18 protein-coding genes and 1 pseudogene are annotated in these 23,728 nt (G+C 72.8%); 11 read left to right on the plus strand and 8 right to left on the minus strand.

Annotation, left to right across the window (positions count from 1 at the left end; all coding sequences use genetic code 11):
• The first annotated feature begins 1 nt into the window (after position 1).
• Genes V5O40_RS19395 through V5O40_RS19415 form a run of 5 tightly spaced genes read left to right on the plus strand, consistent with a single transcriptional unit; the run spans position 2 to position 5,595 of the window.
• On the plus strand, positions 2 to 1,570 hold the full coding sequence (locus V5O40_RS19395) for an amidohydrolase (protein ID WP_332906782.1): 1,569 nt from the start codon (positions 2 to 4) through the stop codon (positions 1,568 to 1,570).
• Complete coding sequence (gene kamD, locus V5O40_RS19400) at positions 1,567 to 3,126, plus strand: lysine 5,6-aminomutase subunit alpha (RefSeq protein WP_332906783.1); 1,560 nt, start codon at positions 1,567 to 1,569, stop codon at positions 3,124 to 3,126. Before V5O40_RS19395 ends, kamD begins: the two co-directional genes overlap by 4 nt.
• On the plus strand, positions 3,123 to 3,878 hold the full coding sequence (kamE, locus tag V5O40_RS19405) for a lysine 5,6-aminomutase subunit beta (protein WP_269741766.1): 756 nt from the start codon (positions 3,123 to 3,125) through the stop codon (positions 3,876 to 3,878). Before kamD ends, kamE begins: the two co-directional genes overlap by 4 nt.
• Positions 3,875 to 4,267, plus strand: coding sequence for a 3-aminobutyryl-CoA ammonia lyase (gene kal / locus V5O40_RS19410; protein WP_332906784.1), 393 nt, complete (start codon positions 3,875 to 3,877; stop codon positions 4,265 to 4,267). Before kamE ends, kal begins: the two co-directional genes overlap by 4 nt.
• Positions 4,264 to 5,595 carry a glutamate mutase L gene (locus V5O40_RS19415; RefSeq protein WP_332906785.1) on the plus strand — a complete coding sequence of 444 codons (1,332 nt, stop codon included), beginning with the start codon at positions 4,264 to 4,266 and terminating at the stop codon, positions 5,593 to 5,595. The genes kal and V5O40_RS19415 overlap by 4 nt, the downstream gene beginning before the upstream one ends.
• A 322-nt stretch (positions 5,596 to 5,917) precedes the next feature.
• Here V5O40_RS19415 and V5O40_RS19420 read toward each other — a convergent pair whose 3' ends face one another.
• Complete coding sequence (locus tag V5O40_RS19420) at positions 5,918 to 6,616, minus strand: helix-turn-helix domain-containing protein (protein ID WP_332906786.1); 699 nt, start codon at positions 6,614 to 6,616, stop codon at positions 5,918 to 5,920.
• A 73-nt stretch (positions 6,617 to 6,689) separates the two neighbouring features.
• Here V5O40_RS19420 and lnt point away from each other — a divergent pair.
• From lnt to V5O40_RS19435, 3 genes and pseudogenes are all read left to right on the plus strand, one after another.
• A pseudogene (gene lnt / locus V5O40_RS19425) lies at positions 6,690 to 8,412 on the plus strand (apolipoprotein N-acyltransferase); the annotation flags it as partial.
• A 12-nt stretch (positions 8,413 to 8,424) separates the two neighbouring features.
• Entirely contained in the window at positions 8,425 to 9,234 is an 810-nt protein-coding gene (locus V5O40_RS19430; RefSeq protein WP_332906787.1) for a polyprenol monophosphomannose synthase, read from the plus strand.
• Positions 9,235 to 9,383: 149 nt separating this feature from the next.
• Positions 9,384 to 9,935 carry an FxsA family protein gene (locus tag V5O40_RS19435; RefSeq protein ID WP_332906788.1) on the plus strand — a complete coding sequence of 184 codons (552 nt, stop codon included), beginning with the start codon at positions 9,384 to 9,386 and terminating at the stop codon, positions 9,933 to 9,935.
• 54 nt (positions 9,936 to 9,989) lie between these two features.
• On the opposite strand, the gene V5O40_RS19440 is transcribed toward V5O40_RS19435, so the two are convergent.
• The 7 genes from V5O40_RS19440 to V5O40_RS19470 all read right to left on the minus strand — a co-directional run bounded on the left by V5O40_RS19440 (position 9,990) and on the right by V5O40_RS19470 (position 19,743).
• Entirely contained in the window at positions 9,990 to 10,331 is a 342-nt protein-coding gene (locus V5O40_RS19440) for an RNA polymerase-binding protein RbpA (RefSeq protein ID WP_046564157.1), read from the minus strand.
• A 279-nt stretch (positions 10,332 to 10,610) separates the two neighbouring features.
• Positions 10,611 to 11,204 carry a pyridoxamine 5'-phosphate oxidase family protein gene (locus V5O40_RS19445; protein ID WP_332906789.1) on the minus strand — a complete coding sequence of 198 codons (594 nt, stop codon included), beginning with the start codon at positions 11,202 to 11,204 and terminating at the stop codon, positions 10,611 to 10,613.
• A 123-nt stretch (positions 11,205 to 11,327) separates the two neighbouring features.
• On the minus strand, positions 11,328 to 12,506 hold the full coding sequence (locus V5O40_RS19450) for a coiled-coil domain-containing protein (RefSeq protein WP_332906790.1): 1,179 nt from the start codon (positions 12,504 to 12,506) through the stop codon (positions 11,328 to 11,330).
• A 56-nt stretch (positions 12,507 to 12,562) separates the two neighbouring features.
• Positions 12,563 to 14,761, minus strand: a complete 2,199-nt coding sequence (locus V5O40_RS19455; RefSeq protein WP_332906791.1) for a glycosyl hydrolase family 95 catalytic domain-containing protein — start codon at positions 14,759 to 14,761, stop codon at positions 12,563 to 12,565.
• Positions 14,758 to 15,831: a LacI family DNA-binding transcriptional regulator gene (locus tag V5O40_RS19460; protein ID WP_332906792.1), complete on the minus strand. Its 1,074-nt coding sequence runs from the start codon at positions 15,829 to 15,831 to the stop codon at positions 14,758 to 14,760. The genes V5O40_RS19455 and V5O40_RS19460 overlap by 4 nt, the downstream gene beginning before the upstream one ends.
• The gene (locus V5O40_RS19465) at positions 15,828 to 18,272 is read right to left on the minus strand and encodes a glycoside hydrolase family 3 C-terminal domain-containing protein (protein ID WP_332906793.1); all 2,445 of its coding nucleotides are present in this window, start codon (positions 18,270 to 18,272) and stop codon (positions 15,828 to 15,830) included. Before V5O40_RS19465 ends, V5O40_RS19460 begins: the two co-directional genes overlap by 4 nt.
• Positions 18,273 to 18,525: 253 nt before the next feature.
• Positions 18,526 to 19,743 carry an ROK family transcriptional regulator gene (locus tag V5O40_RS19470; RefSeq protein WP_332906794.1) on the minus strand — a complete coding sequence of 406 codons (1,218 nt, stop codon included), beginning with the start codon at positions 19,741 to 19,743 and terminating at the stop codon, positions 18,526 to 18,528.
• Positions 19,744 to 19,938: 195 nt separating this feature from the next.
• On the opposite strand from V5O40_RS19470, the gene V5O40_RS19475 reads away from it, so the two are divergent.
• The 3 genes from V5O40_RS19475 to V5O40_RS19485 are packed head-to-tail and all read left to right on the plus strand — an operon-like array spanning position 19,939 to position 23,625.
• Positions 19,939 to 21,603 (plus strand): extracellular solute-binding protein, encoded by a 1,665-nt coding sequence (locus tag V5O40_RS19475; RefSeq protein WP_332906795.1) that lies wholly within the window; start codon positions 19,939 to 19,941, stop codon positions 21,601 to 21,603.
• A 43-nt stretch (positions 21,604 to 21,646) separates the two neighbouring features.
• The gene (locus V5O40_RS19480) at positions 21,647 to 22,645 is read left to right on the plus strand and encodes an ABC transporter permease (protein WP_332906796.1); all 999 of its coding nucleotides are present in this window, start codon (positions 21,647 to 21,649) and stop codon (positions 22,643 to 22,645) included.
• Positions 22,642 to 23,625, plus strand: coding sequence for a carbohydrate ABC transporter permease (locus tag V5O40_RS19485; RefSeq protein WP_332906797.1), 984 nt, complete (start codon positions 22,642 to 22,644; stop codon positions 23,623 to 23,625). Before V5O40_RS19480 ends, V5O40_RS19485 begins: the two co-directional genes overlap by 4 nt.
• Positions 23,626 to 23,728 lie beyond the last annotated feature (103 nt).

The following is a 23,728-nucleotide window of genomic DNA, read 5'->3' on the forward strand; positions in this document are numbered from 1 at the left end:
CATGACGAACATCCCCTCGACGTTGTACCGCGCCGGTGTGCTGCACTGCCCGGCGGATCCGTCCGCTACGGCGTTGCTGGTTCGTGACGGGCGGATCGTGTGGCTGGGTTCGGATGCCGACGCGCCGCCGGCCGATCGGGTGGTGGAGCTGGACGGTGCGTTGGTGACGCCGGCTTTCGTGGACGCGCACGTGCATGTCAGCGACACCGGGTTGGTGTTGTCCGGGCTGGATCTGTCCGGGGTGCGTTCGGCCGGTGAGCTGTTGGAGGCGGTGTCGGCGTACGCGGCGGGGCTGCCGGTGGACGCGGTGGTGCTGGGGCACGGGTGGGACGAGTCGACGTGGCCGGTGGCGCAGCCGCCGTCGGCGGCGCAGCTGGGTCGGGCGGCGGACGGTCGGCGGGTGTACCTGTCGCAGGCGTCGATCCATTCGGCGTTGGTGTCGGAGGCGTTGCTGGCGGCGTGTCCGGAGGCGGTGACCGCGCCGGGCTACGACGAGTCGGGTTGGCTGCGTCGGGACGCGCATCATGTGGTGCGGGCGGTGGCGCGGGCGTCGGTGACGCGGGCGCAGCGGGTGGCGGCGCAGCGGGTGGCGTTGGGGCACGCGGCGTCGGTGGGGATCGCGGCGGTGCACGAGTGCGGTGGGCCGGAGATCTCCGACGAGGAGGACTTCACCGGCCTGTTGGCGATCTCCGGTGCGGGGGTGCCGGAGGTGTACGGGTACTGGGGTGAGTTGGGTGGTGCGGCGCGGGCGCGGGAGCTGGGGGCGGTCGGTGCCGGTGGTGATCTGTTCGCCGATGGCGCGTTGGGGTCTCGGACGGCGCATCTGTCGCAGCCGTACGCCGATGGTGACGGGTGTGGTCACGGTTATCTGAGCGCGGACCAGGTTCGTGATCATTTGTTGGACTGTGCGGCGCACGGGATGCAGGGCGGGTTCCATGCGATCGGTGACGCGGCCGTGTCGACGGTGCTTGAGGGTTTCGCGGGCGCGGCGCGGCACCTGGGCACGGACCGGTTGCGGGCGGCGCGGCATCGGGTGGAGCACGCGGAGATCGTGGATCGGCGGTTGATCGCGGGTTTCGTGGAGTACGGGGTGGTGGCGTCGATGCAGCCGGCGTTCGACCGGTTGTGGGGTGGCGCGGGACGGATGTACGAGACGCGGTTGGGGTTGGCGCGGTCGTTGGCGTCGAATCCGATGGGTGCGATGCACGGTGTCGGGGTGGCGTTGGCGTTCGGGTCGGATTCGCCGGTGACGCCGTTGGATCCGTGGGGTTCGGTGCGGGCGGCGGTGGCGCATCACAATCCGGTTCAGCGGATGAGTGTGCGGGCGGCGTTCGCGGCGCACACCCGGGGTGGTTGGCGGGCGGTGCATCTGGACAGCGAGGGGGTGCTGGCGTTGGGTGCGCCGGCGACGTTCGCGGTGTGGTCCACGCCGGCGGGGGTGGAGCGGGGGTTGCCGGTGTTGCAGGCCGCGGATCCGGAGGCGCGTGGTGCGGATGATCCGACGCCGTTGCCGGTGTGCCGGCGCACGGTGCTGCGCGGTGAGGTGATCTATGAGGAAGGGTCCGCGTGACGGGAAAGCTTGATCTGGATCCGGTGCTGGTGGCGCGGGCGCGGGAGTTGGCGCGGCGGGCCGGCCGACCGGTGGTGGAGTTGGCGCGTGGCCACACCACGGTGTCGGTGGAGCGGGCGGTGTTGCGGCTGGCCGGGGTGGCCGGTGCGGATCCGGACGGCATTCCGTGGGTGAACCGGCTGGTGGACGCGGTGGTGGCGGATGTCGGTCTGGGGCACGGGGTGGCGTTGCCGGTGTTCGACGCTCTGGCGCGTGAGCAGGTCGGTGACGTGACGCTGCTGGCGCAGAAGGCTGCCGCCGGTTCGGTGCGGTTCACCGTTCCCGCTGGCCGGGCGGCTACCGCGGCTCGGCGGGCGGCTCGGCGGGCGGTTGGTGCGGGGATTCGGCGCATCGATCGGCGTCGGGTCGAGCGGGACCGTCTGGTGCAGCGGTTCGGTGATCCGCCGCGGCGGCCGTGGATCTATCTGATCGTGGCGACGGGGGACATCTACGAGGACATTCCGCAGGCGCAGGCGGCGGCGCGGGCGGGTGCGGATGTGATCGCGGTGATCCGGTCGACGGGGCAGTCGCTGCTGGACTACGTGCCGGAGGGCGCTACCCGGGAGGGGTTCGCGGGCACGTATGCGACGCAGGAGAACTTCCGGTTGATGCGGGCGGCGTTGGACGTGTCGTCGAAGGAGTTGGGGCGGTATGTGCGGCTGACGAACTACGCGTCGGGGTTGTGCATGCCGGAGATGGCGACCCTGGCGGGCCTGGAGCGGTTGGACATGATGCTCAACGACTCGATGTACGGGATCTTGTTCCGGGACATCAATCCGGTGCGTACGTTCGTCGACCAGCGGTTCTCGCGGCAGGTGCACGCGCGGGCGGGGATCATCATCAACACCGGTGAGGACAACTATCTGACCACCGCGGATGCGGTGGACGAGGCGCACACGGTGACGGTGTCGCAGTTGCTCAACGAGTATTTCGCGCATGAGGCGGGGTTGGCGGACTGGCAGTTGGGGCTGGGGCACGCTTTCGAGATCAACCCTGAGGTGCCGGAGTCGTTCCGTCTGGAGTTGGCGCACGCGTTGCTGGCGCGGGAGTTGTTCCCGGATGCGCCGTTGAAGTGGATGCCGCCGACGAAGCACATGACGGGGGACGTGTTCCGGGGGAATCTGCTGGACGGGTTCTTCAATCTGGTGGGCACGATGACCGGGCAGGGGATCCTGCTGGTGGGGATGATGACGGAGGCGGTGGTGACGCCGTGGTTGTCGGATCGGGACATCGCCCTGCAGAACGTGCGGTACGTGCTCGGCGCGGCGGGCGGGTTGCACGAGGATTTCGTGCCGGCGCCGGGTGGGTTCATTCAGCAGCGGGCGAACCGGGTGCTGGCCGAGGCGGTGGAGTTGTTGGAGCGCATCGGTGAGCAGTCGTTGTTGACGGCGATCGCCGAGGGCACGTTCGGGATCATGAAGCGGCCGGCGGATCGGGGTAAGGGTCTGGGCGGTGTGGCGCGGCACGAGGTGGGTTACTTCAACCCGGCCACGGAGATCCTGGAGCAGCCGGCATGACGGGCGGTAGTGTCGTGCGGCCGTACGGGGACACCACCGGTGACGGCATGGTGCAGGTGTCGTTCACGTTGCCGGTGCCGCATGACAAGCGGGCCGAGGGTGCGGCGGTGCAGTTGGCGAACAGGATGGGTATCGATCCGGCGTTGCTGGTGCACGCGAAGCCGATCGGTGACGGGTTCACGTTCTTCGTGGTGTACGGGCGGGTGAACCATCTGGTGGACCTGTCGGCGGTGCGGGTGGTGGAGCGGGACTTTCCGTTGCTGAGCGCCAAGGAGGTCAACGCGGTTGTCAAGCGGCGGTTGCGGCGCAAGTTGTCGGTGGTGGGTGCCTGTATCGGTACGGACGCGCACACGGTGGGCATCGACGCGATCTTGAATGTGAAGGGGATCGCGGGGGAGAAGGGCCTGGAGTACTACCGGGAGTTGTCGGTGACGAACCTGGGTGCGCAGGTGAGTGTGCCGGAGTTGGTGGAGGCAGCGCGGGTGGCGCGGGCGGACGCGGTACTGGTGTCGCAGGTGGTGACGCAGCGGGATGCCCATCTGCACAACACGCGGGAGATGTCGGCGGCGTTCCGGGAGGCGTTGCCGGCGGCCCGGCGACCGTTGTTGATCGTGGGTGGGCCGCGGTTCGACGAGTCGCAGGCCGCGGAGCTGGGGGTGGATCGGATCTTCGGTCGGGGTACGACCCCGGGTGAGGTGGCGTCCTATCTGGTCCACGCGTTGATCACGGGTAGGAGGGCGAGGGTGGCATGACTGACCGTCGGTTGGGTGTGACGGTGACGCATCGGCGGTATGTGCCGTACGCGCACGCGCACTATGCGGGCGATCTCGTCGACGGGGCGTACGCGTTGGGGCTGTTCGGGGATGTGGCCACCGAGGTGTGTATCCGTACCGACGGTGACGAGGGGTTGTTCGCGTCGTACTCGGATGTGCAGTTCCGGGCGCCGGTGCGGGCCGGTGACGTGGTGGAGGTGGTGGCGACGGTGACCCGGGTGGGTACCCGTAGTCGCACCATCGACTTCGAGGCCCGGGTGGTGTGCCGGGGTCGGCCGGATCGGGGCGGGTCGGCGGCGGAGGTGTTGGCTGAGCCGTTGGTGGCGGTGACGGCGACCGGCACGGTGGTCGTGCCCGCTGCGGTGTGAACGTCGCGGTCTGCGCCGACGTCGGTTCGACGTACACGAAGGTGGCGGTGGTCGACCTCGACGGTGGTGGGCTGGTGTCGGCGGCGGCGGCGCCGACCACGGTGGGGTCGGATGTGCTGCACGGCCTGGACGCGGCGGTGGGTGCGGCGACGGTCGGGCTCACCTCGGGTGAGGTGCCGTGGTTGGTGTGCTCGTCGGCGGGTGGTGGGTTGCGGCTGGCGGTCATCGGTTACGAGCCGCTGGTGACCGCGCAGGCGGGTCGGCGGGTCGGCCTGTCGGCGGGTGCGGACGTGGTGCACGTGGCGGCGGGGCGGTTGGGCCGGGCGGAGCTGGCGGCGTTGCGGGCGGCCCGTCCGGACGTGGTGCTGCTGGTCGGTGGCACCGACGGCGGGGACGCGGAGACGCTCACGCACAATGCGACGCGGCTGGCGCGGGCCCGGTGGCGGGTGCCGGTGGTGCTCGCCGGCAACGGTGACGTCCGCGACGACCTGCACGGGTTGTTGGTTGGGGCGGGGGTGCCGGTGACGGTGGCCGACAATGTGCTGCCCCGCATCGGGGTGTTGGCGCCGGTGTCGGCGCGTTCGGCGATCCGGCAGGTGTTCCTGCGGCACGTGATCGGTGGTAAGGGGTTGTCGCGGGGTGGCCGGTTCACCCGGTTGGTGCGGGCGGCGACGCCGGACGCGGTGTTGTCGGGGGTGGAGGTGCTCGCCGACGTGGCCGGCGGTGACCTGGTGGTCGTCGACGTGGGTGGCGCGACCACGGATGTGTACTCGGTGCTCACTCCGGACGAGCGGGCCGCCGGGCCGGGTCGGGAGGTGGCTGGTGAGCTGTGGCGGGCCCGGACGGTCGAGGGGGATCTGGGTGTGCGGTGGAGCGCGCCGGGGGTGGTGCGGGCGGCCGTCGAGGAACGGCTGGTCGCGGTGACCGAGGCCGACGGGTTGGCGGCGAAGGCCGCGGTGCGGGCAGCCGATCCCGGGTTCCTGCCGGCGGATGCCGCCGGTCGGGTGGTCGACGCGCGGATCGCGGCGTTGGCGGCGACGGTGGCGTTGCGTCGCCATGCCCGTGGGGTGGGCACCGGTGAGCGGGCCGGTCGGGATCTGCGGGACGTGCGGCTGCTTGTCGGCTCGGGTGGGGTGCTGCGGCACGCCTCGGACAACGACGCGGCCGGGGTGTTGGACGCGGTGTTGACCGACCATGCCGGTGGGTGGGCGTTGCCGAGGGCGGCCCGGTCGGTGGTGGACACCGACTATGTGCTGGCCGCGGCCGGGATGCTGGCCGAGGAGCATCAGGTGGCGGCCCGGGGGTTGCTGCGCTCGCTGCTCGGTTGACCGGGGTGGATGGTTGCGGTGGCCGGGGTGTCGGCGAGGTGGTGGCCGCCCCGACACGCCGGATCGGGGCGACGACTCGTCGGGGGTGGGTTGACAAGGTCGGGGGTGGGCCACGTACCGTCTTTGAGTCCTACCACGGGAAGCGGCTGTTGTTCGCTTCGTCCCTTCGTCCGCTGGCCGAGCGACACGGTGCATGTTCAGTCGCGGCGGCCAGGTCCAGCGGGCGGGGGTCGGCGGGGCGGCGCGAACCGGCCGCGGTTACCGGTGTACGGGCAGGATGGGGTGCACGGCCAGTAGACAACGGCCAGGCGGGGACAGCCAGTCACCGTCGGGTCGGTCCGAAGGTCGGCGTGCCGCATTCCGCCGCACCGGCCGGGAGGGGCCTGGGAGCATCGGGGCGCGGCGTATGCCGCGCCCCGACTTCGTCGTGGCCGCTGGTGCCGCCGCTGGCGGGGCGGGCACGTACGTGCAGGTGTTCGCCCTGCGGGCCGAACAGGTTGAGCACTTCGGTGGGTTCGGGGCCGGGGTTGGCGACGCAGTGTGGCACCCGGGTGTCGAACTCGGCGACCTCGCCGGGGTTGAGGAGCAGGTCGTGGTCGCCGAGGCGCAGGCGTAGCTGGCCGGAGAGCACGTACAGCCACTCGTAGCCCTCGTGGGACTGTGGTCGCGCGTCGGCGGGGGTGTGTGGCGGCAGGATCTGTTTGAACGCCTGCAGGCCGCCGGTGCGGCGGGTCAGCGGCAGGAACGTCATGCCGTTGCGGACGATGGGGCGGGGGCGGACCCGGGGGTCGCCGACGGCGGGGGTGCCGACCAGTTCGTCCAGGGGCACCTGGTGGGCGCGGGCCAGTGGCAGCAGCAGTTCCAGGGTGGGGCGGCGCTGCCCGGATTCGAGCCGGGACAGGGTGCTCACCGAGATGCCGGTGGTGTCGGCGAGGTCGTTCAGGGTGGTGCCGCGTTGTTTGCGGAGGGCTCGCAGTCGGGGTCCGACCGCTGCCAGCACCGCCGCCTCCTCATTTGCCACATCAGCAACATTACTTGTCGATTGTCGCGGCTGGTCGGGGCTGTGACGCAGGCCGGCCGCCGGTGACGGCCGCCTGCCGCCGACCGGCCATCCGGGCAGGCGGGCGGGCGGGTGGTGCCGGCGGGCGGGTAGCCTTCGGCGCGTGATCGCGTCCGACCCGCCCGTGACGACCGTGGACCGCGCCGCCGGGCCCGAACCGCCGCCGCCCGGTGAGGTGCCGGCGGGCCTGGTGCGCCTGCCGGTGGCCGTCGCCATGGCGGTGGTCGCCGGCCTCGCGTTGCTGCTGGCCTTTCCGCCGTACGGGTGGTGGCCGCTGGCGCCGGTCGGGGTGGCGCTGCTGGCCGCCGCGACCCACCGGCGGCGGCTGCGGGCCGGCGCCGGTCTGGGTTTCCTGACCGGTCTGACCCTGTTCGCACCGCTGCTGGCCTGGACGAACCTGCACACCGGCTACCTGCCGTGGGTGCTGCTGTCACTGCTGCAGGCCGGCTACCTGGCGGTGCTGGGGCTGGCCTCGGCGTGGGTGTCGCCGCTGGTCGACCGGTTCCCGGCGATGTGGCCGGCGGTGACCGGCGTGTTGTGGGTGGGGCAGGAGGCGCTGCGCGACCGGACACCGTTCGGCGGGTTCCCGTGGGGCCGGTTGGCGTTCGGTCAGGACGATTCGCCGTTGCTGCGGCTGGCCGCGCTCGGCGGTGCGCCACTTGTGACGTTCGCGGTGGCGCTGGCCGGTGGGGCGCTGGTCGCCGGGGCGTGGTGGACGGTCCGGGCGCGCCGCGGCGGCGGTGCCCGGCGGTGGGCGCCGGCGGCCGGGTGCGCCGCGGCGGTGCTGCTGCTGCTCGCCGGTGGGCTGCTGGTGCCGGTGTCCACCACCCGTGACGCGGCGGGTGTGACGGTGGCGATCGTGCAGGGCAACGTGCCGCGACTCGGGTTGGACTTCAACGCCCAGCGGCAGGCCGTGCTCGACAACCACGTCGAGGCCACCATCGCGCTGGCCGGTGAGGTCGCCGCCGGCACCCGGCCCCGACCGGACCTGGTGGTGTGGCCGGAGAACTCCAGCGACATCGACCCGCTGCGCAACCCCTCGGCCGGGGCGCGGATCTCCGCCGCCGCGGACGCCGTCGGGGTGCCGATCCTGGTCGGGGCCGTGCTGCGCGGGCCGGAGCGGGGACAGGTGCGCAACGCCGGGGTGCTGTGGCGTCCGGGCAGCGGCGCCGACCTGGAGCAGCTGTACGTCAAGCGTCATCCGGTGCCGTTCGCCGAGTACGTGCCGCTGCGCCGGATCGCCCGGATGGTCAGCGACCAGGTGGACCGGGTGCGGGCCGACTTCGTGGCCGGCGCCGAGCCGGGAGTGATCGACAGCGGCCCGGCGGTGCTCGGGGACGTGATCTGCTTCGAGGTCGCCTACGACGGGCTGGTCCGCGACACCGTCGTCGGTGGGGCGCAGCTGCTGGTGGTGCAGACGAACAACGCCACCTTCGACGAGGCCGAGGCGCGTCAGCAGTTGGCCATGGTGCGGCTGCGGGCGGTCGAGCACGGGCGTGCGGCGTTGATGGCCTCCACGGTCGGGGTGTCCGGGTTCGTCACCCCGGACGGGCGGGTAAGCGACGCCACCGGGTTCAACACCCGCGCGGTCGTGGTGCGGCAGCTGCGGCTGACCGAGGGACGCACGCTGGCCACCCGGGTCGGGGTGCTGCCGGAGGTGGTGCTGGCGGGGCTGGCCGTGGCCGCGGTGGTCGGCGCGGCGGTGCTGCGGCGCCGGCGGGACGGCCGGCCCGAACCGGGGGCCGCCCACCCGGGGTGAGGGGGCAACGGTGGTACGCGGAACCGACATCCGTCCGGTGACGACCGGGGTGCCCGGTGTGGGTCGGGTGCTGGTGGTGATTCCCACCTACAACGAAGCCGACAACGTCACGGCGATCGTGCGGCGGGTCCGGCGGGCCGCGCCGCAGGTGGAGATTCTCGTCGCCGACGACAACAGCCCCGACGGCACGGGTGCGATCGTCGAGGGCATCGCCCGCGCCGACCAGCGGGTGCACGTGCTGCACCGGGAGGGGAAGCAGGGACTCGGTGCGGCGTACCTGGCGGGGTTCGCGTGGGCGCGGCGGCGTGGCTTCGACGCGGTGGTCGAGATGGACGCCGACGGCTCGCACGCCCCGGAGGACCTGCCGGCGTTGCTGGCCGCGGCCCGGGACGCCGACGTGGTGATCGGATCGCGGTGGACCCGGGGTGCCCGGGTGGTGAACTGGCCGCTGCGGCGGCTGCTGCTGTCGCGGTGCGGCAACCTGTACGCGCGGCTGGCGTTGGGGATGCCGGTCGCCGACGCCACCGGCGGCTACCGGGTCTACCGGGCCGGGGTGCTGGACGCCCTGGACCTGGACTCGGTGTGTTCGCAGGGGTACTCGTTCCAGGTGGAGTTGTCGCGGCTGGCGCACCGGGCGGGAGCGCGGATCGTGGAGGTGCCGATCACCTTCGCCGAGCGGGAGCGTGGCGCCAGCAAGATGAGTCCGCTGATCGTCGTGGAGGCGTTGTGGCGCATCACCGGCTGGGCGGTGCGCGACCGTCGTACGGCGGTGCGGCGTGGAATGCGGGCGGCCACGGCCGGGCAGGCGCGGTGGCCCTGAGAGCGACCCGGCCGGGTCGGCGGCGACGCTGCCGGCGCGGCTCCGCGAACCTGCGCTGAGCGGCGGCGTGTCATGCTGGACGGACGGGACGGCTGCGCCCGCCGGGGCGGGGCCGAGATGACGAGGCGCCGTGAGGCGGTTGGGGTGAGATGCGCCGAGCACTGAGGTTCGTACCGTTGGCTCTGCTGGTGTCCGCGGCCGTGGAGATCGCCGTGTTCGTGGTGGTGGGTCGGGCGCTCGGGTTCGGTGCGGCGACGCTGCTGGTGTTCGCGGCCTCGATGCTGGGCCTGGTGTTGCTGCGCCGGGAGGGCGTACGGGCGTGGCGGGGCTTCCGGGAGGCCGCGCAGTCGGGTCGGCCGCCCGGTCGGCAGGTGACCGACGGGCTGGTGGGGCTGCTCGGTGCGCTGCTGCTGGCGACCCCGGGTCTGGTCAGCGGCCTGGTCGGGGTGCTGCTGCTGGTGCCGCCGGTGCGCCGGTTGGCCCGGGGTGGGGTGCAGCGGGCCGCGGAGCGCCGGGTGTCGTCGATGACCGCCGGTGACCTGTTCGGCCCCCGGCGGGTGCGGGTGTACCGGGGCGGGCCGCAGCAGCCGGGGCAGGCTCCGCCGCCGCAGGCACCGACGACGTCGCCGCTGACGTCTGCCACCGGGACGCGTCCGGCGGAGGGCGAGGCCATCGAGGGTGAGATCGTCGAACCACGCTGACGCACAACGAAACGGTGCCCCCGGGAATCCCGGGGGCACCGTCGACGTATCGGGTCAGGCGCGACCGCGACGGGTACGGACCTCCTGCAGCCGTTCGGCCAGGATGTCCTCCAGCTCGGCGATCGAACGTCGCTCCAGCAGCATGTCCCAGTGGGTACGCGGCGGCTTGGCCTTCTTCTGCTCCGGCTCGCTGCCGTCGACCAGCCGGGCCACGCTGCCGTCGAACTTGCACTCCCAGGTGGTCGGCACCTCGGCGTCGACGGCGAACGGCACCTCGAACTGGTGACCCTTGGCGCACAGGTACTCGCGGGTCTGCCGCGGCGCGAGCTCCGTGTTGCGGTCGGATTCGTAGCTGACCGCGCCCAGCCGGCTTCCGCGCAGCATACGCTCGCCCATGATCGACTTCCCCTCTTCGGTGGTGCAGGTCCTAACGGTGTAACGGTCCGTCTCCGCCGGGTCATTCCCGATCCCGGGCCTCGACAACCCGTACAGCCGGGTGCGCAGTCCAGGGTAGCCGGCCATCACGTACGCCCGGCGGGGGTCGTCCCGGCCGGGTCGTCTCGGCGGACTGTCACCGCCAGCGGGAATGGTAACCGGCCCAGGTCTCGGTGCGGCGACGCGGCGGGTCGACGCGCCGGGCAGGGCTGCGCCGGTGTCGTGGTGCACCCGGTGCGGTCAGCCGGTCCGCGGCGTCGGCGGCAGCGGCAACGGCAGGCCCGGCAGGCCGTCGATGCTGGTGGCGATGTCGTCCTTGCCGGCGAAGTAGGCGTCCAGCGACGTGTCGTCCTCTCGGGCGAAACGGCGGGCGTGCAGGTCCCGGTCATTGTCGTAGGTCATGAACGGCACCGCGTAGCCGCAGGTGTCGCGGATCAGCCGGGCGCGCACCACGATGACCGCCCGCAGGCCGTGTTGAGTGGTGTCGATGTCCGGGAAGTGCGTCAGCAGGTCGGGGAAGCGGGGGTCGTCGCGGAAGACCGGTTCACCCTGGCCGTGTATCCGCACGATGTTCGGCGGGCCGGCGAAGGCGCACCACATCAGGGTGATCCTGCCGTTCTCGCGCAGGTGGGCGATGGTCTCGGCGTTGCTGCCGGCGAAGTCCAGATAGGCCACCGTCTGCTCGTCGAGGACGGCGAGACAGCCGCGCAGGCCCTTCGGGGAGAGGTTGACGGTGCCGTCGCCGGCCAGCGGCGCGGTCGCGGTGAAGAACATCGGCTGTGCCTCGATGAACTCCCGTAGCCGCCCTTCGATGCGCTCATGCGTCCTACCCATGCCGCCATCCTCCCGCATCCAGGCCCGCCGATCAGGCAGTTATGGCGGTCGATTTGTCCGAACTGAGCGCTTTCTGGGGCACCACAACTGCATGATCGGCGCGGGACGGGGGAGGGCCGGAGGTCAGCGGGTGGGGCGGGTGAGGGCGGTGGCCAGGTCGGCTACCTGGGCGGCGAGTTGGGCCACCCGCTCGCGGGCGTCGTCGCGGTCGGCCTCGGTGGCGCGAAGGCGTACCGTGAGCTCACTCACCCGGCTCTCGGCGGCGCCGAGCGTCGCCCGCAGGCCGGTCAGCTCCGCACCCAACTCCTCGACGCGGGCGGCCAGCGCGGCCCGCTGCTCACCGGCCTGCCGGGCCTGCTCCTGGGCGTGCTCCCGGTCGGCGTCGGCCCGCGTCCGGGCCTGCTCCGCCCGCTCGGCCTCCGTTCGGGCCGAGGCCGCCTCCGTCCGCGCCCGCTCCGCCTCCGCCCGAGCCTGCGCAGCCTCGACCCGAACCTGCTCGGTCTCCGTCCGGGCCTGCTCGGCCTGCGCGTGGGCTCGCTCGGCCGCGGCCCGCGCCTGGTCCGTCTCGGCCCGCAGCCGGTCGACCTCGGCGAGGGCCGCCGCGGCGCTGTCGACGGCCCGCTGCGCGTCGGTACGGGCGGCGTCGCGTTCCGCGGTCAGGTCGCCGCTGCGGCGGCGTTCGGCGGCCAGGTCGGCCCGTACCGAGGTCACCTGGGCGCGGGCGGCGTCCCGGTCCGCCTCGGCCTGGGCCCGCAACGCCTGCGCGGCGGCGGCCTCCCGCCGCGCCTCGTCCCGGGCGGTCTGCGCATCCTGCGCCCGGTTCACCGCCGATTCGGCCTGCTCGGCCGCGCGGGCGGCCTCGTCGCGGGCGCTGTCGCGCTCGACGGTCGCCGCCTGGGCCTGCCGACGCTGCCGCTCGGCCTGGGCGGCGGCGTCCTCGGCGGCCCGCAGCGCCTCGTCGCGTTCGGTCTGCGCCGCCGCGATCTCCCCGGCGGTCTCCGCACGCAGCTGTGACAACTGCCGCTGCACCCCGGCGGGAGACAACTCGGCGTGCAGCGCCTCGGTCAGGGTGGCCACGATCTGGTCGAGCCGGTCAACCGCCTCCCAGGTCCGGGCCACCTGCCCGGGCAGGCCCGGGGCGTTGCGGTGCCGCATCCGGTTGTTGCGGGAGGCCCGCTGGCAGGCACCGTCGTTGTCCCGGCAGTACCGGAACGGGCGGCCGGCACCGGCCCGCTGCGGCACGTCGCGCCCACAGTGGGCGCAGGCGCGGGTCTCGGCGGCTGAAGTCGACTCAACGTCCATCGAGCGGGCAGTCTAGTGCCCGGCCAGCGCCGCCAACCGGGTCGCGGTGATGCCGGCTACCCGGTGAACGACACCTCGACCGGTACGCCGGCGGCCACCTGCCGGACCGTCTCGCCGTACGGGCTGCGGACCCGCAGCCGTCGGGGGACCGCCGAGACCAGCCGGGCCCGCACCGCACCCGGCCGCCAGGTCAACTCCTCGACGGTGACCCGCCCGGGACAGCGCACCCCACGCAGGCTGCCGCGCGGCAGCCCCGGCAGCGGTGCCGGCAGCAGCCGCAGCCGACCGGGTCGTCCCCGCACCAGTGACTCGATCAGCACCGCCGGCAGCGCGTGCGCGGCATCGGCGTTGTAGGTGACCCGACCCGGGTTGTGGGCGCTCATCAGCGACCGGAAGAACATGTCGTTGCCGACGATCTTGAGTAGGTTCGCCTCGACCAGCGACCCGTCGTGCAGCCGGGCGGCGGCCAGCGCCCGGTGCAGGCTGCCGTGCGCGGAAAGGTTCTCGTCGCCCCGGCGGCGCAGCGCCCGGTGCGCGGCGGTGGCCAGCTCCGGGGTGTCCTCGGGGTTGATCTCATCGAGCGGCCACACCGGATACAGGTGGCTGACGTGGCGGTGGTTGTCGTCGGTCCGGTAACCGGACCAGGCCCACTCGGTCAACGCCCCGTCGGCGTCGACCCGGTACGGCGGCAGCCGCGCCGCCAACCGCGTCCACCGCCGGTCGCCGGTCAGCGCGGCGGCGACGGTGAACGCGTGCCGCGCCGCGGCGATGTCCATCGTGGCGTTCACCGCCACGTGCACCGCCGTACCCGAGGCGTCGAGCGGCCCGGTCTCCGCCGAGTACGACGGCACGAACCCGCACGTCCCGTCGTCGCCGGTGGTGGTCAGCACGTCGGCGAGGAACTCGGCCGCCTCCACCAGCCAACCCGCCACCTCACCCAACGGCTCCCCGGTCACCAGATGCCGTTCGTACAGCGGGAACAGCAGCCAGTGCGCGCCCGGCAACCAGGCCGCGAACGGCCAGTCCGGATGCAGGTGGAACAGGTGACCGTGCTCCCCGTCGGTGCGGCTCGGGGCCAACAGCCCGCGCGCCCCGTAGATGGCGTGGGCGTTGCGCCGCCAGTGTCCGACCTGGGCGCGGACCAGCCGGGCGTGCGCCTGCGTGACCTCCGGCAGGGCGGCCAGGTTGGCCGAGGCCAGTTGCAGGTTCAGGTTGGCGTCGGTGGTGAAGTCGCCGGCCCAGGCGGCGTCCCACGAACCGAGCCACAACCCGGTCAGCCGGGGCGGCAGCACGCCGCTGGCGCTGAGCAGCAGGTAACGCCCGGCGTGGAACAGCCGCTCCAGCAGCGCCGCGTCCAGCGTGTGCGGGGCGGCGGCCTGCCGGGCCAGCAGCTCACCGACGGGCAACTCCCGCTGCGCCGCCGGCACCGCCAGGTCCAGCTCCACCCGCCGGTACGCCGGGGTGTGCCGGGCCGTGTGCCGGGCCAGCAGATCGCCGTAGCGGGCGTCACGGTGGCCGGTCAGTCGACGCTGCAACCCCCCGGTACGCCACCGGCCGTGCGGGCGGTCGAGCACCGTCACCAGCAGGGCGGGCCCGTCGACCCGCACTCCGTCGCCGTCGATCTCGACCGCGCCACGCAGCAACGTCAACCCCTCGAAGCCGTACGCGGTGCCGGCCGTCGGGTAGCGGGCCCGCGCCCGCAGGAAGACCAACCCGTCGTGGCGGTACGCCGACACCGTGTAGCGCAGCCCCGCGGGGCGGCCGGGCAGGTCGCCGGTCACGCCGATCCGACAGGCGCCCATGTCCAGCCGGGTGACGATCAGCCGGTCGGTGCGCGAGACGAACGACCGGCGGCTCCCACCGGCCCACCGCACCACGACCTCGCCGGTGGCGAAGTCGACGTACCGGCGGTAGTCCTCCACCGGCCCGGCGTCGGCGTCGACGGTCAACACGAAGCCGGGATGGAACGACTGCGTCCAGCGCAGCTCGCCGTCACCGGCCAGCAGCCGGCTCGCCTCCGCGCGGCGGTCGGCCAGGATCAACCGCCGGATCCGGGGCAGCAGCGCGGCCAGCCGCGGCGGGCGGGCGTCGTGGGTGCCGTTGGGCAGCACGAACCGGTGATGGTTGACCACGATGCGTTCCGCCCACGGCCGGCCGTGCACCATGATCCCGTACTCGCCGTTGCCGGCGAGCAGGGCGTCCGGCCAGTCGTCCGCCGGTGCGGTGTCCCAGATCCGGTGAACCGGACCGGTCACCGGGCCGCCGCCCGGTCGACGTACGACGCCGTCGCGCCGGTCGCCGCGGCCGTGCTGTCCCGCACGGTCAGCCGGGGTTCCAGCAGCGTCACCTGCGGGGTCGGCTCGTCCCGCAGGTGACGCATGAGCAGCGACACGGCCTGTCGACCGATCTCCTCGGCGGGTACCGGCACCGAGGTCAGGCGCGGGCTGGCGTGCTCGGCGAACTGGTCCGGGCAGACGGCCACCACCGACACGTCGTCGGGCACCCGTCGCCCCAGCGCGGCCAGCGCCGCCTGCACCGGGCCCACCGCCGCCTCGTTCTGCACCACCAGACCGGACAGTTCCGGCTGCCGGGCGAACAGCTCGACCACCCGGGCGTGCACCTGCGCGGCGTTCTCCTCACAGGGCAAGGTGACCGCCTCGACGCCGTGCCGGGCCGCCGCCTCGACCACGCCCGCGCGGGTGCGGTGGGCGAACCCGGTGCCGCGTTCGTAGACGGCGGCCGGCGCGCCGAGCAGCGCGACGCGGCGGTGTCCGAGCCCCGCCAGATGCTCCACGCAGACCTGCCCGGCACGGTGGAAGTCCAGGTCCACACAGGTCAGGCCGTCGGTGTCGGCGGGCAGCCCGATCAGCACGCTGGGCCGGCCCAGCGCGCGCAGCAGCGGCACCCGGGCGTCGTGCAGTTCCACGTCCATCACCAGCACCCCGTCGACCAGGGCGCCGGCGGCGATGCGGTGCAACCCCTGCGGGCCCTCGTCGGAGGTCAGCAGCAGCACGTCGTGGTCGTGACCGCGGGCGGCGGTCACCACCGCCGTGGCGAACTGCATCACCACCGGCACCTGGATGCCCGAGCGCAGCGGCAGCACCAACGCGATGACGTTGGCGCGTCGGCTGGCCAGGGCCCGGGCGCCCGCGTTCGGGTGGTAGTTGAGCAGCCGAACGCTGGCCAGCACCCGGTTGCGGGTCAGCTCCGAGATGGCCCGCTTGCCGCTGAGCACATACGACACGGTGCTCACCGCGACACCGGCGTGCCGGGCCACGTCGGCGATGGTGGGTTGACCGGACGGCACCCGGCCCCGCCCGCTCACCGGACCCCGCTGGCGGCGTGTGGCCGGGCCGGCCGGGCCGGCGGCTCACCGCGTACGGCCACCGCGCCGACCAGCCGCACGTCGGTGGCCGACCGGCCGACCAGCACGGTATGGGTGGCATCCTCCACCACGAAGCCCTCCCGGTCGGTGTCCCACCAGCTCAGCTCGTCGCTGCGCAGCCGCAGCGTGACGGTACGCCGTTCACCCGGCGCGAGCACGACCCGGGCGAAGTCGCGCAGTTGCCGCAGTGGCTGCTTCACCCGGGAGCGCCGTTGCCGGGTGTAGAGCTGCACCACCTCCACCCCGGGTCGGTCGCTGGTGTTGGTGACGTCCACGCTCACCTCGACATCGTCGCCGACGTCGACCGTCGTGGCGCTCAGCCGCAGATCACGGTAGTCGAACTCGGCGTAGGACAACCCGTGCCCGAACGGGTACAGCGGTTCACCCCGGTAGTACAGGTAGGTGAAGTCCGCGCCGATCACGTCGTAGTCGAGCAGGTCGGGCAGCTCGGCGGTGTCGGCGTACCAGGTCTGGGTGAGCCGACCGCCCGGGTCGGCGTCGCCGAGGAGCACGTCGGCGAGGGCGTTGCCGTGCTCCTGCCCGCCGTGCGCCGACCAGAGCACCGCCGGCAGGTGGCGCCCGGCCCAGCCCAGCGCGTACGGGTAACTGCTGGTGACCACCAGCACGGTGCGCGGGTTGGCGGCGTGCACGGCGCGCAGCATCGCCTCCTGCCGGGCCGGCAGGGCCAGGTCGAGGCGGTCCTCGGTCTCGCGTCCGTTGACCATCGGATGGTTGCCCACCGTCACCACCGCCACGTCGGCGGCGGCGGCCAGCTCGGCGGCCCGCGCGGCGCCGTCGGTGACCACGTCGATGCCGAAGCCGGTGCCGGCCCGGTCGTCGCCGTCGACCCGCAACCGGCCGTGCTCGTCGACGGTGACGTAGCGGTCGGTGGCCAGGTGCCGCAGCAGCACGCTGCCGTCGGGCAGCGGATCGAACTGGAAGGTCTCCCGCACCACCCAGCCGCCGGGCCCGGACCGGTCGTTGACCAGCCCGCCGTCGTCGTCGACGCCGACGTGACGGCCGTTGCCGACGGCCCGCAACGCGACCGTGTCCCGACCCCAGTCGAACACGTCGAACGCGGCCGGGTCGGCGCCGACGGTCAACGGACCACCGTCGGCCCCGTCGGTGCATCCCACGTAACGGTCACCCACCCGCAGGGTGATCCGGTCGGTTCCGGGGTCGCTGGTGAGCTCCGGCAGCCGCCGCGCCAACCCCTGGACGGTGCTTGTCGCGTAGGGCAGCGTGCCGCTGTACCAGTCGGTGTGCACGGCGTCGGCGAGCGGACCGAGCACCGCGATCCGCAGGCCGGGCGACAGTGGCAGCAGGCCACGGTTGCGCAGCAGCACGACCGACTGCCGGGCGGCCTCCCGGGCCAGGTCCCGGTGCGCCGGGCAGTCGATCACCTCCGGTCCGGTCCCGGCGTACGGGTCGGTGTGCGGTGGATCGAGATCGCCCAGCCGCAGCCGGACGGTGAGCACCCGACGGACCGCCCGGTCCAGGTCGGACTCGGTGATCAGCCCACGGTTCAGGGCCTCGGTGAGATACCGCCGGGTCGGTGCGCTGTCGGCGTCGTCCTCGGTGAAGCTGTCGATGCCGGCGCGCAGCGCCGCGGCGAACCCCTCGACGTGGTCGGGCAGGTGGCCCTGCACCCCGGCGATGTTGCTCACCGCCCCCGCGTCGCCGACGACCAGGACCTCGCCGGGTGCCCACCGGCGCAGCTCACCGTCGATCAGCGGGCTCAGGTGCGCCGGCACCCCGTCGACCAGGTTGTAGCTGGCCATCGCGGCGACCGCCGCGTCGGCGGCGAGCGGGGCGCGGAACGCCGGCAGCTCGTACTCGTGCAGCACCCGGGGTGGCAGGTCGCTGGAGGTGGTGGCCCGGTCGGTCTCGTTGTTGTAGCCGAGAAAGTGTTTGACCGTCGGGGCGGTACGCAGCCGCTCGGGATGCCCGCCGCGCAGCCCCCACGCGTAGGCGGTGGCGAGTCGACCGGTCAGCCACGGGTCCTCCGACCAGCCTTCCTCGTTGCGTCCCCAGCGCGGGTCGCGCAGCGGGTTGACCACCGGCGCCCACACGTTGAGGCCGACGTGCTGCGGGTCGGCGTGGTGCTTGGCGCGTACCTCGTCGCCGACGGCGTCACCGACGGCGCGTACCAGGTCGGGGTTCCAGGTGCTGGCCAGGCCGACGGCCTGGGGGAAGACGGTCGCCGGGCCGAGCCAGGCGACGCCGTGCAGCGCCTCGGTGCCGGTGCGGAAGCCGGGCAGGCCGAGCCGGGGGACGGGGGCCTGCCACTGGTGCAGCAGTCCGATCTTCTCCGGCACGGTGAGCCGGGTCAGCAGGTCCTCGACCCGGTCCCGGATCGGGGGTGTGGTGCGGTCGGTCATGGTGGATCGCCTTCCAGTGCCCGGCGCGCCGGAGGTCGAAGCGCTTCGACGGCGGATGGCCGAGCGGCCTCGCAGGTCATGGTGGGGTGACGGTCGTCGGCCCGGACGCTGGCGAAGCGCTTCGACAAACCGTGGAGAACAAGCCGCCCCGGGTGCCCGTGCGGAGCGGCTCGCTTCGAGGTTGGCACCCTCGGCGGGTCGGGTCAAGACTCCGACCGGCTGGGCACGCATCGACCGGCAGCTTTGCCGTCGTTCAGCGGGCGGGTAGCCGCCCGGCCTCGATGGTGGCCAGGGCGGCGGTGGCGCCGCCGAGCGCGCCTGCGGTGTCCAGGGTGGAGGCTTCCAGTCGGCACCCGCCGGCACCCGGGGCGTGCGCCCGGGCGGCCAGTTCCGACCGGGCCGCCGGCAGCAGCCAGGGTGCCAGGGTGGCGAAGTGGTCACCGAGCACGACGGTCTCCGGGTTCAGCAGGTCGGCCAGGACGGCGACACCACGACCGAGGTGCCGGCCGGTCTCCGCCAGGCCGCTGCACACGCCGGGGTCGTCCTGCTGGGCGAGCGCCACGATCCGCGTCAGTTCCGGCAGGTAGTCGACGACCGGGCCGTCGGCCTCGACGTCGGGCAGCAGCCGGCGTACCACGGCGGGCAGGCCGACCAGTGCGGTCAGGCAGCCCTGGGTGCCGCAGCGGCAGGGCGGCCCGGCGGGATCCACCGTCAGGTGTCCGATCTCGCCGGCGAAGCCGCGCCCGCCCCGCAGCAGTCGTCCGGCGGCGATGATGCCCGCGCCGACGGTGAGCCCGCCGGTCAGGTGCACCAGGTCGCTCGTGGCCGCGTATCCGCCGTGCCGTTGCTCGGCGAGGACGGCGAGGTTGGCGACGCTGTCGACCCCTACGGCGAACTCCGGATCCCGCAGGGCGGCGCGCAGTTCCGCCGCGAGTGGTACATCACGCCAGTCCAGGGCGCTGGCCAGGGGTACCGCGCCGGACGGGTCGACAAGGCCGGGTACGCCGACGGTGAGGCCCAGGACGGTGCGGCCCTGGGCGGTGACCCGCCCGATCGCTCGCCGGGCGAGCGCGGTCAGGGCGCGCAGTGTCTCGGTGGGGGTGACGGTGCTGGCGGCGAAGGCCCGGCGCCAGGTCAGCAGCCGGTTGCCGCCGAGGTCGACGGCGACGGCCACCAGCTCGTCGGCGCCGATCTGCAAACCCAGCGCGGCGTACGGCTCACCGTCGAGGACCAGCATCGTGGCCGGGCGACCGACCCGGTTCTCGGTGAGCCCGGTCTCGCGGACCAGCCGCTGGTCGATCAGCTCGGTCACCAGGCTGGAGACGGTGGCCTTGTTCAGGCCGGTGCGCGCGGCGATGTCGGCGCGGGAGCAGGGGGCGTGCAGGCGTACGTGCCGCAGCACCACCGCCCGGTTGGCGACGCGGACGTCACCGAGGTCGGTCGGCTGCGGTTCGTTGTGGATGCTGATCACGCTCTGCCCGCTCCCTGCGCCGGTGTCGTGGCGCGCGTCCATCATCGCGTACCGCGCTGGCGGGACCGACCAGGCCGCCCGCGCTGTCTTGTGGGACGCATTGCCGTCGATTAGTTTGTTCGGCTAGAACCCCAACTAATCCTAGCCGGAGTCCCCCGCTCCGCAAACCGTTATCGACGACGAAGGGAGCGCGCCGTGACGCCTTCTGCGCGCACGTCCACCGACCGCCGGACCATGCTGCGGCTGATCGGCCTCGGTGCCGCCGCGACCGTGGGCGGCGGCGCGCTGGCCGGTTGCAGCAAGGAAGCCGGCAGCCAGGGCAGCGCCACGAACGCCGACGCCATCAAGGCGGTGCTGCCCACCTACAAGCCGGCCGAGCTGCTCAAGCCGGACATCCCCGGCGAGGGCCCGATCCCGCACGGCTACCTCAGCTATCCGCGTGAACTCGTCGACGCGGTCACCGAGCCGCCCGGGCGGGGTGGCCCGCCGATCCAGACGATGAGCCCCTGGTGGGGTCCGACCCCACCGCCGTTGGGCCGCAACTCCTACCTGGGTGCGGTGAACGGCAAGCTCGGCGTGGAGGTCAACCCGAGCCTGCAGGACGGCCTGACCTACGCCGACAAACTCAACGCCATGCTCGGTGCCCGCGACGTGCCGGAGCTGCTGTCCGCGCCGAACTGGGAGGTGGACAAGGTCGCCCGGTTCTCCGACGCGGTCAAGGCGTTGTTCACCGACCTGACCGACCACCTTCAGGGCGACAACGCGGCGAAGTACCCGTACCTGGCGGCACTGCCCAGCGGTGCCTGGGAGTACTCGGTCTGGGGCGGGCGGCTCTACGCCGTGCCGTTCCCCACCGACGGTCCGTTCGCCTGGGCCATGTTCTACCGCAAGGATCTGCTCGGCGCCGCCGGGCTGGCCACCCCCACCAGCCCCGACGAGCTGTACGAGTTCGGCAAGAAGGCCACCGACCCGGCCAAGGGCGTGTGGGCCTTCGGCAGCGTCTTCGAAATGGTCCAGCAGTACTTCGGCTGCCACCAGACCTGGCGCAAGAAGCCCGACGGCGGTCTGCAGCACAAGTTCGAGGACCCGGCGTTCGAGGCGGCGCTGGCGTTCACCGCCCGGCTTTTCACCGAGGGCCTCGTACACCCGGACACGGTGGCCAGCAAGGGTGCCGACGAGAAACAGCTGTTCAACTCCGGCAAGATCCTCATGTACCGCGACGGCCTCGGCGCCTGGCAGGGCATGCAGAGCGAACGGGTCAAGGAGCTGCCCACCTTCGACATGCAGCCGCTGCCGGTCTTCGGCGCGCAGGGCGCCCAACCGGTCATCTGGGGCAGCGAGAAGCCGATCTTCTACACCTTCCTCAAGAAGGACCTGCCCGCAGAGCGGGTCGACGAGGTGCTGCGGGTGCTCAACTGGTGTGCCGCCCCGTTCGGCAGCCGGGAGTTCGAGCTGCGCGAGTACGGCGTGGAGGGACAACACTTCACCCGGGGCGCCGACGGTACGCCGGCGCTCACCGAGCTGGGCCGTAAGGAACTCGGCGCGCAGTACACCCACATCGGTGGTCGGGTGCCGGTCAAGGTGCGCAGCGGCGACACCCCGAACTACGTGCAGGACTACATCGGGTACTACCGCAACCACATCGGCCAGATGGAGCCGGACCTGTTCGCCGGGATCAAGCTGGAGCTGCCGGCGAACTGGTCGAAGATCATCCAGCCGACCGACGACAAGCTCCGCGACATCCTGCGCGGCCGTCGCCCGGTCAGCGACCTGGCCCAGGTTCGTAAGGAGTTCCTCGACACCGGTGGCGAGGAGGGCCGCGCGTTCCACGAGAAGGCGCTCGCCGACAACGGCCGATGAGCGGGCGGGTGAGTGCGCCGCCGACCGGTGCCGGGGTGCGATCGTGAGTGCCCCCGGCGCCGTGGACACGCGGCCACCCGCCGGGCGTACGCCGTCACCGCGGCGTCCCCGGCGGCGCAGCCTGCGGGTCCGGCTGCGCCGCGACTGGCCGCTGCTGGCGATGGCCGCGCCGGCGGCGGCGCTGCTGCTGGTCTTCCACTACCTGCCCACGCTGGGCAACATCATCGCCTTCCAGGACTACAACCCGTTCGTCGGCGACGACCCGCTGGACGCGTTCCTCAACAGCGAGTGGATCGGCTTCGGCAACTTCGAGGCACTCTTCCGCGACCCGCTGTTCTGGGACGCGGTCCGCAACACCCTGAGCATCACCGCCTTCCAGCTGGTGTTCTTCTTCCCGCTGCCGATCCTGCTGGCGCTCATCCTCAGCAGCGTCGTCTCCGGGCGGCTGCGTGGCTTCGTGCAGAGCGTCGTCTACCTACCGCACTTCTTCAGCTGGGTGCTGGTGGTGACGTTCTTCGTGCAGATGTTCGGCGGGGCCGGACTGCTGGCCCAGGAGATGCGCCAGGCCGGGCTGGAACCCTGGGGGATCATGACCAACCCGGACACGTTCATCGTGCTGGTCACCGCCGAGGCGGTCTGGAAGGACCTCGGGTGGGGCGCGATCGTCTTCCTGGCCGCGCTGTCCGCCATCGACCAGAACCTGTACGAGGCGGCGGCGGCCGACGGAGCCGGCCGGTGGCGACGGTTGTGGCACATCACCCTGCCCGGCCTGCGTCCGGTGATCGTGCTGCTGCTCATCATGCGGCTCGGCGACGCGCTCTCGGTCGGGTTCGAACAGTTCATCCTGCAACGGGAGGCGGTCGGCCGGGAGGCCGCCGAGGTGCTCGACACGTTCGTCTACTACCAGGCGATCAGTACCCAGCAGTGGGGGCTCGGTGCCGCGGCGGGCCTGTTCAAGGCGGTGGTCGGGCTGGTGCTGATCCTCACCGCGAACAAGATCGCCCATCGGCTCGGTGAGCAGGGGGTGTACGCGAAATCATGACCGCACAACTCAGTGGTGCCGGGCCGGTGCCGGCGGCACCGACCACGGCAGGGCCACCGACGCCACCGCCGCGGCGACGCCACCCCGGTCGTCCGGTGTGGGCGGGCCGCCCGTCGACGTCGCTGACCATCGGCAAGGGGGTCGTGCTCACGCTGCTGGTGGCGGCGGTGCTGGTGCCGCTCTGGGCGGTGCTGGTCACCAGCCTCGCCTCGCGGGGCACCATCGACGAGGCGGGGGGCATGGTGATGATCCCTCGGGAGTTCGACCCGTCGGCGTACATCACCATCTTCAGCGGCGGCGACGTCACCCGGGCGGTGTGGATCAGCACCCTGGTCACGGTGCTCGGCACCACGGTCAGCCTGGTGCTCACCGTGCTGGCCGCGTACGGGCTGTTCCGACCGGGCTCGGTGGCCCACCGGGGGCTGCTGTTCTACTTCCTGCTGACGTTCCTGATCTTCCCGGGGCTGGTGCCGAGCTACCTGGTGGTGACCGGGCTGGGGCTCAAGGACAGCATCTGGGCACTGATCCTGCCCAGCGCGATAAGCGTGTTCAACCTGGTGGTGATCCGCGCGTTCTTCATGAACGTGCCGGCGGAACTGCTCGACAGCGCCCGCATCGACGGCGCGGGGGAGTTGCGCATCCTCACCCGGATCGTGCTGCCGCTGTCCAAGGCGGTGATCGCCGTGGTCGGGCTCTTCTACGCGGTCGGCTACTGGAACGTGTACTTCAACGCGGTGCTCTACATCGACTCCAACGACAAGTTCCCGATCCAGCGGGTGCTGCAGAGTTACATCCTGGCCGGGCAGTCACCTAACGTCTCCGGCGCGTCGGTGAGCCTGCCCGGGGTCACCGCGTACCCCCCGACGCTCGCGGTCAAGATGGCGGTGGTGGTGGTGACGGTCATCCCGGCGGTGATCATCTATCCGTTCGTGCAGCGGCACTTCACCAAGGGCGTGATCACCGGCGCGGTGAAGGGCTGATCCCCGTTTCGCGACCCCGTGGCCGGGCGGGGGCCGACACCCGGCACGGGGGGGCCGCGCGGCCCCCCGGCTCCCCACCGGGGGGCGAGCCCCCCCGCGGGCG

The sequence above is a fragment of the Micromonospora palythoicola genome, from assembly GCF_036689795.1.
Taxonomy (GTDB): Bacteria; Actinomycetota; Actinomycetes; order Mycobacteriales; family Micromonosporaceae; genus Micromonospora; species Micromonospora palythoicola.

Bases quoted from the DNA above. Each gene is read 5' to 3' on its own strand.
- kal (WP_332906784.1), top strand. From the start codon at position 3,875: ATGACTGACCGTCGGTTGGGTGTGACGGTGACGCATCGGCGGTATGTG.
- V5O40_RS19440 (WP_046564157.1), bottom strand. From the start codon at position 10,331: ATGGGCGAGCGTATGCTGCGCGGAAGCCGGCTGGGCGCGGTCAGCTAC.
- V5O40_RS19395 (WP_332906782.1), top strand. From the start codon at position 2: ATGACGAACATCCCCTCGACGTTGTACCGCGCCGGTGTGCTGCACTGC.
- V5O40_RS19465 (WP_332906793.1), bottom strand. From the start codon at position 18,272: ATGACCGACCGCACCACACCCCCGATCCGGGACCGGGTCGAGGACCTG.
- V5O40_RS19435 (WP_332906788.1), top strand. From the start codon at position 9,384: ATGCGCCGAGCACTGAGGTTCGTACCGTTGGCTCTGCTGGTGTCCGCG.
- kamE (WP_269741766.1), top strand. From the start codon at position 3,123: ATGACGGGCGGTAGTGTCGTGCGGCCGTACGGGGACACCACCGGTGAC.
- V5O40_RS19450 (WP_332906790.1), bottom strand. From the start codon at position 12,506: ATGGACGTTGAGTCGACTTCAGCCGCCGAGACCCGCGCCTGCGCCCAC.
- V5O40_RS19485 (WP_332906797.1), top strand. From the start codon at position 22,642: ATGACCGCACAACTCAGTGGTGCCGGGCCGGTGCCGGCGGCACCGACC.
- V5O40_RS19445 (WP_332906789.1), bottom strand. From the start codon at position 11,204: ATGGGTAGGACGCATGAGCGCATCGAAGGGCGGCTACGGGAGTTCATC.